This is a genomic window from Aeromonas finlandensis (genome assembly GCF_000764645.1).
Classification (GTDB): Bacteria; Pseudomonadota; Gammaproteobacteria; order Enterobacterales; family Aeromonadaceae; genus Aeromonas; species Aeromonas finlandensis.
Window position 1 is genome coordinate 1 of the sequence record NZ_JRGK01000114.1, and the last position, 8750, is coordinate 8750.

Annotated in this window: 6 protein-coding genes and 1 pseudogene; 2 read left to right on the forward strand and 5 right to left on the reverse strand. The window is 62.0% G+C overall.

Annotated elements, in window-relative coordinates:
- Positions 1 to 232 precede the first annotated feature (232 nt).
- On the reverse strand, positions 233 to 1576 hold the full coding sequence (gene astB, locus LD28_RS0110630) for an N-succinylarginine dihydrolase (RefSeq protein ID WP_033136941.1): 1344 nt from the start codon (positions 1574 to 1576) through the stop codon (positions 233 to 235).
- 356 nt (positions 1577 to 1932) lie between these two features.
- On the opposite strand from astB, the gene topA reads away from it, so the two are divergent.
- Together topA and LD28_RS23555 are read left to right on the forward strand one after the other, a co-directional pair.
- Positions 1933 to 4554: a type I DNA topoisomerase gene (gene topA, locus LD28_RS0110635; protein ID WP_033136942.1), complete on the forward strand. Its 2622-nt coding sequence runs from the start codon at positions 1933 to 1935 to the stop codon at positions 4552 to 4554.
- A gap of 109 nt (positions 4555 to 4663) precedes the next feature.
- Positions 4664 to 4828, forward strand: a complete 165-nt coding sequence (locus LD28_RS23555; RefSeq protein ID WP_162851498.1) for a hypothetical protein — start codon at positions 4664 to 4666, stop codon at positions 4826 to 4828.
- A gap of 16 nt (positions 4829 to 4844) precedes the next feature.
- On the opposite strand, the gene LD28_RS0110640 is transcribed toward LD28_RS23555, so the two are convergent.
- The 4 genes and pseudogenes from LD28_RS0110640 to LD28_RS0110655 all read right to left on the reverse strand — a co-directional run.
- Complete coding sequence (locus tag LD28_RS0110640) at positions 4845 to 5189, reverse strand: MGMT family protein (RefSeq protein ID WP_033136943.1); 345 nt, start codon at positions 5187 to 5189, stop codon at positions 4845 to 4847.
- 147 nt (positions 5190 to 5336) lie between these two features.
- The gene (locus tag LD28_RS0110645; RefSeq protein WP_033136944.1) at positions 5337 to 7217 is read right to left on the reverse strand and encodes a beta-N-acetylhexosaminidase; all 1881 of its coding nucleotides are present in this window, start codon (positions 7215 to 7217) and stop codon (positions 5337 to 5339) included.
- Positions 7202 to 8074 (reverse strand): glucosamine kinase nucleotide-binding domain-containing protein, encoded by an 873-nt coding sequence (locus LD28_RS0110650; protein ID WP_033136945.1) that lies wholly within the window; start codon positions 8072 to 8074, stop codon positions 7202 to 7204. Before LD28_RS0110650 ends, LD28_RS0110645 begins: the two co-directional genes overlap by 16 nt.
- A pseudogene (locus LD28_RS0110655) lies at positions 8067 to 8750 on the reverse strand (glycoside hydrolase family 9 protein); the annotation flags it as partial. The gene LD28_RS0110650 and the pseudogene LD28_RS0110655, both read right to left, overlap by 8 nt.

Below are 8750 nucleotides of genomic sequence, written 5' to 3' on the forward strand. Positions count from 1 at the left end.
AAGTGCGAGGCGCATACTATCAGATCCAGAGGCTTTGTGAACCCCTTGATGGCCCATCTGGCAGTAAAAAATGACTGTTCGTCGATTTTTGATACACAAAGCTCAAAATTCAAGCTTATCAGCAAGTTGTGCGTTGCTTTTCTGCACAAGTGAGCACTCGTAGCGCGTGGCGAGTGCGGTGAAGATGACGCTGATAGCAGAAGACCGCCAGTGTCGGCGGTCTTCTCGGGCATCACATTGAGCGCTGGAACGGGTAGACGGAGCCCAGTTTGAGGATCTGGGTCAGCTCGTCCAGCGCGCTGCGGGACTCCTGCACCAGCGCCGGATCCCGCAGATCATCGAGGGTCAGGCGGTCACGGTAGTGGCGATCCACCCAGCCATCGAGGCGGGCAAACTGGCTGTCGTTGATAAGGCAGGCCGGATTGACCGCGGCGAGCTCCTGATCGTTCATGGCAACCCGCAGCCGCAGGCAGGCCGGGCCGCCGCCATTGCGCATGCTCTGTTTCACATCCATGTAGTGCACCGTCTTGATCGGGGTGCCCTGCGTCAGCAGCTTGCCGAGATAGGCAGAGACCGCCGGATTGTCGCGGCACTCGGTAGGGGCGATGATGGCCATCTCGCCGCTCGGCAGGGTGAGGATCTGGGTGTTGAACAGGTAGGATTTTACCGCATCCAGCACGGATACCTCGGCGGTCGGCACTTCGATAAAATGCAGATCCCCCTCGCCAAACTTGCCGTTGATCTCGGCCAGCACCGCCTCGGTGTTGAGGAAGGCTTGTTGGTGGAAGAACAGCACGTTCTGGTTGCCCACCGCGATCACGTCGTTGTGGAACACCCCCTGATCGATCACCTCCGGGTTTTGCTGGATAAATACCACGCTCTCCTCGTCAAGGCCATGCAGGCGGGCGATAGCCTGGCTCGCTTCCAGGGTCTGACGGGCCGGGTAGCGCTTCGGCGCCGGGTGGGAGTGGTCAAACGCGCTGCGGCCATAGACGAACAGCTCGACACCGGCTTCACCATATGCACGGCAGAGGCGGGTGTGGTTGGCGGCACCCTCATCGCCGAAGTGATCATTTTCCGGCAGGTGGAGGTGGTGGCTGAAGTGGCGATCGTTGTTGAACACGGCGCGCAGGATACGGCCAGTGACGTCTGGCTCCAGGGAGCGGTGAAACTTGTTGGTAAGGTTGGCGGGGGTGAAGTGAATGCGGCCATCCTGGGTATCGGCACTGGGAGAGACGGTGGCGGCGTTGGCGGTCCACATGCTGGAGGCCGAATAGCAGGCGGCCAGCACGGCAGGAGCCTGTTTGGCGGCCTGCTCCAGCACCCGGGCATCGTTGCCGGTGAAGCCGAGGCGGCGCAGGGTGGCGAGATCGGGGCGCTCTTGTGGTGCCAGTACCCCCTGGGTCATGCCAAGCTCGGTCAGCGCCTTCATCTTGCGCAGCCCCTGTTTGGCCGCCTCTTTTGGATTGGAGGCTTCTTGGGCATTGCTCTGGGAGGCGACGTTGCCGTAGGAGAGACCGGCGTAGTTGTGGGTCGGGCCGACCAGTCCGTCGAAATTGACCTCGAAGTGCTTCATTGAGTACATCCTTTCGATTTTTATGATGGGTAGCGGATTCCTTCCGCGCACAATGCGTCGGGGTTGGGCCATTATAAAGAGATTTTATGTTTTTGTAACAAGCCGGTAACCAGCAGACGTTTTTATGTCGTTTCCGATATAAAAAGAGGGGCGGTATGGCAGAAAATTGAAAAAGCGGTTGCGTCCGGCCTGTTGCCTTCGCATTAATAAATAAAGAAGCAATAAAAGAAGCATTGTGGTTCGGGCTGGTCAGGCAAATTTGCTCACAAGATTGCTTTTTCGCGCCAAATCTCTTATACAGCCCCACAAAACCGCACACCAACCCCGTCGGGTGCAATGAGGATAATAGTTACAGCATGGGCAAATCACTGGTCATAGTGGAGTCTCCGGCCAAGGCCAAGACGATCAACAAATATCTGGGCAAGGACTACGTGGTGAAATCCAGCGTGGGTCATGTTCGCGATCTGCCCACCAGCGGCAGCGCCAGCACCGAGCCCAAGAAACCTGTCATTCGCGGCATCAAGTTGAGCGAATCCGAGAAGGCTGCCAAGGATCGCAAGGCCCTGTTTGCCCGGATGGGTATCAATCCGACCGCTGGCTGGCAGGCTAACTACCAGATTTTGCCCGGCAAGGAGAAGGTGGTCAGCGAGTTGCAAAGTCTGGCCGAGAAAGCCGACACCATCTATCTCGCAACCGACTTGGATAGAGAAGGGGAAGCGATCGCCTGGCACCTGCGCGAGATCATCGGTGGCGACGACAGCCGCTACAAGCGCGTGGTGTTCAACGAGATCACCAAGAGCGCCATCAAGGAGGCGTTCGCCCAGCCATCCGAACTCAATATTGACCGCGTCAATGCCCAGCAGGCCCGTCGTTTCCTCGACCGCGTGGTGGGTTACATGGTCTCCCCGCTGCTGTGGAAGAAGCTGGCCCGCGGTCTCTCCGCCGGTCGGGTGCAGTCCGTTGCGGTGCGCCTCATTGTCGACAAAGAGCGCGAAATCAAGGCGTTCGTACCGGTCGAGTTCTGGGATCTCAATGCCGACCTGCTGACCGGTGACAAGGCTGATCTGCGGATGGAAGTGGTCAGCCGCAACGGCGCCGACTTCAAGCCGGTGACCCAGGCCGAGACCTTCGCCGCCGTGGCTGCCCTGGAAGGGGTCGACTACAAGGTAGTGAACCGGGAAGACAAGCCGACCGGCTCCAAGCCGTCCGCACCGTTCATCACCTCCACCCTGCAGCAGGCGGCCTCTACCCGTCTGAGCTTCGGGGTCAAGAAGACCATGATGATGGCCCAGCGTCTCTATGAAGCGGGTTACATCACCTATATGCGTACCGACTCCACCAACCTCAGCAAAGAGGCGGTTGAAGCGGTGCGTGAATATATCGGCGAGCAGTATGGCGCGGCCTATCTGCCAGCCGAGCCGAATTTGTATGGCGCCAAGGCCAACGCCCAGGAAGCGCACGAGGCGATCCGTCCCTCCAGCGTCTTGGTTACGTCCGAGATGCTGGAAGGGATGGAGCCGGATGCCATGCGTCTGTACGATCTCATCTGGCGTCAGTTTGTTGCCTGCCAGATGACCCCGGCCCAGTACGACTCCTCCACCCTGACCGTCAAGGCGGGTGAGTTCGAGCTCAAGGCCCGTGGCCGTACCCTGCGCTTCGCCGGTTGGACCAAGGCGCTGCCGCCGATGGGCCGCAAGGGCGAAGATAGCCAGCTGCCTGCGGTGACCGTGGGTGAGGTGTTGAAACTGGTCAAGCTGGATCCGCGCCAGCACTTCACCAAGCCGCCTGCCCGCTTTACCGAAGCGGCGCTGGTTCGCGAGCTGGAAAAACGCGGCATCGGCCGTCCGTCTACCTACGCCTCCATCATCTCCACCATCGTCGATCGTGGTTATGTGCGGGTCGAGAGCCGCCGTTTCTTCGCCGAGAAGATGGGTGAGATTGTCACCGATCGTCTGGTCGAGAACTTCGTCGAGCTGATGAACTACGAGTTCACCGCCAAGATGGAAGACAAGCTCGATGGCATCGCCGAAGGGAGCCTGGAGTGGAAGAAGGTGCTGGACAGCTTCTACGCCGAGTTTACCCAGGAGCTGGAGAAGGCCGACAAGGCGCCCGAAGAGGGCGGCATGCGTGCCAACCAGATGGTGATGACTGACATCGACTGCCCGGATTGCGGCCGCAAGATGGGTATTCGTACCGCCACCACCGGCGTGTTCCTCGGCTGCTCCGGCTATGCCCTGCCGCCGAAAGAGCGCTGCAAGAAGACCATCAACCTGGTCTCTGCCGACGAGTTTGTCTCCACCACCGACGGTGACGAAGCGGAAACCGAAGCGCTGCGCGCCAAGCACCGCTGCGGCGTCTGTGGTACTGCGATGGATGCCTACATCATCGACGACAGCCGCAAGCTGCACGTCTGTGGTCGCAACCCGGACTGCGATGGTTACGAAATCGAGAAGGGCCAGTTCAAGCTCAAGGGCTACGAAGGGCCGAGCATCGAGTGCGACCGTTGTGGCAGCGAGATGCAGCTCAAGAACGGCCGTTTCGGCAAGTACATGGGCTGCACCAACGAGACCTGCAAGAACACCCGCAAGATCCTGAAAAACGGCGACATCGCGCCGCCGAAAGAGGATCCGGTACCGATGCCGGAGCTCAAGTGCACCCAGTCCGATGCCCATTTTGTGCTGCGTGACGGTGCTGCCGGTCTGTTCCTGGCGGCCAGCAACTTCCCCAAATCCCGCGAAACCCGCGCGCCGTTGGTGGAAGAGCTCAAGCGCTTCAAGGATCGCATCTCTGCCAAGCACAAGTATCTGGCCGGTGCACCGCTCACCGATCCGGACGGCAACCCCGCCATCGTGCGCTTCAGTCGCAAGACCAAGGAGCAGTACGTGATGAGCGAGGTTAACGGCAAGGCGACCGGTTGGACCGCGCACTACGACAACGGTACCTGGCAAGAGAGTTTGCCGAAGGCGAAGAAAGCCTGATGAGAAAGAGGCCCCGACAAGGGGCCTCTTTGCTTATGGATAGCGGTATACTGAGACAGCTGCAAGGAGTGCAGCTGTCGTCAATCGCGAAGTACACAAGGAGGTTGAGATGGAGATTAACGAGATCCGGCCGGGCATGAGCTGCATGACCCGGGAAGGGGCGGCCTATGTGCTGGAGGTTGACCGGCAGAGCCTGCTGGTGCTGCTGCAGCGCGAGGACGAGACCATACCGGTGCAGGTGCGCAGCGAAGAGATCCTGGCGCCGCTGGAGTGATCCGGCAGTGACCCACTCAAAACGGCAGTAGAAAAAGCAGCTCGGCCAGATCGGGCTGCCATTGCCACTCCTTCATTCTGACCCGTCCCCCGATCACCACGACCCCCTCCTGCTGCAGGCGTCCCGTCTGTTCGGCAAAGCCTTGCGAGCCTTTTGGTAACGAGATAGTGCCCGCCGCGCCCAGCACCCGATGCCACGGTAGTACCTTGTCAGTTTCCCGCAGCACCTTGCCCACCAATCTTGCCCGTCCGGGCAGCCCGGCCAGATCGGCCACCTGACCATAACTGACCACCCGGCCCGCCGGGATCAGGGCGATTATCGCCTCGATTCTTGCCACTTTTTCATGGGAGGGGTGAAACATGGATGCCTGCTGTGGCTGTTGTACTGAGGGGCCATTGTGGCCTCTTGGTAGGGCCGGGAGCAAGGGGGCGGGGAGCGGGCGGCATATCGGATCTCCGGGGCCAAGATGAAAAAAGGCGGCCGATTGGCCGCCAAAATAGAGACAACATTACCTCTGTGGCATCCGGTAGCGCACCTGCAACTGATCGAGGATCTGCAACTGGCCCGGCAGGCGGGCGGCGAAGTGATCCCAGCCCTTGTGGGCCGGATCGCTCCAGGCCACCTCGGCCGTGGCCAGCATACGCGGGAACAACATGTAGTCGAGACGATCACGGCTGGTGATCAATTCTGACCACAAGGGGCTCAACACCCCGAGGATGTTATCGTTGGCATGGAAATCGGCTGGCGCAGGATCGCAAGCATAGACCTGCTCCAGATTGAGGGTCCCCGCCCAGTAGAGGCCGGGTTCATGAATGTCCTGGCTCCAGGCCAGATCCAGATAGAGGGACTGGGCGGGCGCCATCACCACCGGATAACCGGCCGCGGCAGCATCCAGCCCCGCCTGAAAGCTGGTCCAGGCACAGATGGCCGCTTTGCGGCTCACCTTGTCCCCATGCAGGATCTCCTCCCAGCCGATCATCTGTTTGCCTCTGGCGGCCAGATAGCGCTGGCAGTGGCGCAGCAGATGGCCCTGCAGCTCGCGGCAGTCGGAGTAGCCCTGCTCGGCCATCAGCTGCTGGCAGGCGGGGCTGTCGGTCCAGACCCCGGTCGGCACCTCGTCACCCCCCATGTGGATCTGCGGGCCGGGGAAGAGTTCGCACACCTCGTCCAGCACCGCCTCCAGAAAGCGGTAGGTGCCGGGCAGGGCGGGGTTGAGCACGTTGTCGTCGAAATGCTGTACCGAGAGGTAGCGGGAGTGATCCGCCGCTTCCACCAGCAGCTCGGGCAGCGCCTTGATGGCGGCGTGACAGTGGCCCGGAATGTCGATCTCGGGAATGACGGTGATGCCGAGCTCACCGGCATAGCTCACCAGCTCCTTCACTTCGCTCTGGGTGTAGTAGCCGCCATAGGGTTCGGCGCCGCCGCTCAGTTGGGGGCCGATCGCCAGATCGTGGCCGCGCCAGGCGCCCACGTCGGTCAGCGCCGGGAAGGCCTTGATCTCGATGCGCCACCCCTCGTCATCGGTCAGGTGCCAGTGGAAGCGGTTGAACTTGTAGAGACTCATCAGCTTGAGCAGGCGCTTGATGGTTGCCGGGGTGTGGAAGTGGCGGGCACAGTCGAGAAAAATGCCGCGAAAGCCAAAGCGCGGGGCATCCTCCAGCCTGACGCAGGGAAGGCTCTCCCCATGTTGCAGATACCACTGGGCCAGAGTCACCAGCCCATGACGCCAGCCCGCTTCGTCGGCGGCGGCAATCACCACCTCTTGCGGCGTGATGGTTAGTTGATAGGCTTCGGGGGCCAGTTTGGCCTCGGTCAGCCGGATTTCAGCGTCGTGATCCTGCTCCAGCGCCAGTGACGTCAGCTCGTTGAAGTGGGCCAGCAGCCGCGGCACATCGCGGGGGGCGCTGACATGGGCCCGTTCAGCCAGCCGGAAGTTCCCCTCCAGCAGCACCAGATGGGCCGGTTGCGGCACTATGCCGTAGAGAGGTTCGTCGCACTCGGGGTTGACCTCGGGCAGGTCGGGGTGGGTGACCGGCGGGTTTTCCAGCCCGAGCTCCTGCGCCGCCAGCGTCACCGGCAGCAGCTGGGCTCCTGTGGTCGCCTCTGGCAGGCTGAGGAAGAAGCCCTGCGGCATGTCGGAGAGCTTCTTGATGGGGGTCTGGCGGCAGCAAAAGCGCAGCTCATTGCTGCCCTCTTTTGGGACAATCACCTTGTAGCTGCCGCTCTGGCGCTCCAGCTCACCCCCTTGCAAGGAGTCGGGGTCGATATGGCGAGCCAGACAGAAGTGCAGCTTCCACCGGGTATCCGGCATGTGGGAGAGGGTGAAGGTGAACCAGACATCCTCGCCGTCACGTCGGGCGACCTGGGTGTGGATCAGGGGTGTAGACATGGAAAATCCTCTGATTGGGCAAACAGGATGGCGCCATCGAGCGCATCTGCCAGGGGGGGGATCAGGTTGAGCTGGCCGAGACGGGGGGCAAGGCGGGTGCCAATCCCCCCCAGCAGGGCGATCTGTCTGGCACCCAGCTGGGTCATCCCCTCCAGCAGGATCCGCAGTTGTTCGCAGGTTTCGTCCAGCAACTGATTGGCGAGCTCGTCGCCATCGCTGGCGGCATCGAATACCCAGGGGGCAAAGTGGCCATAGTCCGCCGGAATGGCGCGGGCGGCCCAGCGTACCACCTCGGCCTGATCTCGCTTGAAGCGGTCCATCAAGCGGATGGCGAGGGTGCTGGGGGGCAGAATGCCGTCGTGGCAGAGCAGGGATTGCTGGATGGCGCGCAGCCCCAGCCAGGCGCCGCTGCCTATGTCTGAAATGGGGAAGCCGCGGCCGGAGCAGGTGCGGATCAGCCCCTCCTGATAGACCAGCCCCACCGAGCCGGTACCGGCGATGAGGATGGCTCCCTCACGGCCACCAAAGGCGCCGAGGCAGGCACCGAAGGCATCGGAGGTGAGCCTGACGCTGGCAAAGGGGAAGGGCATCTCGAGCAGGGCGTGATAGCAGTCGGCCAGCTCGGCGGAGGCAAGCGCCAGCCCGACCCCCATCTGCTGTTCGCTCTCGATAGCGATCCCGGCGGCAAGGCGGGCACTGGCGATGGCGGCCAGCACATTGGCGTGGGCATGGGGGATGCCCAGCTCCAGATTGGATCCTGCCGCGCGCCCCTCTCCGAGCAGCTTGCCCGCCCGATCCCGAATGCGGGCGCGGGTGTGGGTGCCCCCGCCGTCGACCCCGACCCAGAACTCAATCATGGCGACCTCCATTTCCCTGCGCATTCAGCCAGGTGATGGCCAGGGCAAACCAGGCGGCATGGGGGATCCACTGCTCGCCCCAGCGCCAGTTCTGATCCAGCCGATCCTTGTACTCCTCCGGAATAAAGGCCACCTCATTTTCGTCATCGAATCCGGCGGTGATGCCGTTGCAGATACCCCCCTGCGCATTGGGATACCCGGCGGTATAGGCGGGGTTGTTGATGCCGTGGCCCGCCAGCATGCAGGCGTTGAAGGGGTTTTGCCCGAGGATCCAGTCGAGTTGGCGCTGACCGTAAGTGATGAGCGGCTGGCTCTGGCGGGGGAAGTGGCGGGCGCCAGCAAAGGCCATGGTCGCCAGCGAGGCCAGGCGGGCATTCTCCCCCTGCCACCAGTAACCGGACTCGTTGTGGTGGGGCATAAAGAAGCTGACGCGCGGCGCTTCATCCACCCCTTTCACATATTGGCGGGCGAGGGAGAAGGGATTACCCGCGCGGGCGCAGAGCGCCAACTCGGCGGCCAGTGCCTGTTCCACCACGGTCTGTGCTTGGGCCTTGTGCTCCTGCTCCGGCTCTACGCCCAGATATTCCAGCAGCGCCAGCACCGGCAGGCCCGCCTCGGCGGCGTGATAGTAGGGGCGCGAGCCATCCTCGTTGGCCGACCAGTAGTGACCCAGCTC

Coding starts and splice junctions, on each gene's coding strand:
- LD28_RS0110650 (WP_033136945.1), bottom strand. CDS start 8,074: ATGATTGAGTTCTGGGTCGGGGTCGACGGCGGGGGCACCCACACCCGC.
- astB (WP_033136941.1), bottom strand. CDS start 1,576: ATGAAGCACTTCGAGGTCAATTTCGACGGACTGGTCGGCCCGACCCAC.
- topA (WP_033136942.1), top strand. CDS start 1,933: ATGGGCAAATCACTGGTCATAGTGGAGTCTCCGGCCAAGGCCAAGACG.
- LD28_RS23555 (WP_162851498.1), top strand. CDS start 4,664: ATGGAGATTAACGAGATCCGGCCGGGCATGAGCTGCATGACCCGGGAA.
- LD28_RS0110645 (WP_033136944.1), bottom strand. CDS start 7,217: ATGTCTACACCCCTGATCCACACCCAGGTCGCCCGACGTGACGGCGAG.
- LD28_RS0110640 (WP_033136943.1), bottom strand. CDS start 5,189: ATGTTTCACCCCTCCCATGAAAAAGTGGCAAGAATCGAGGCGATAATC.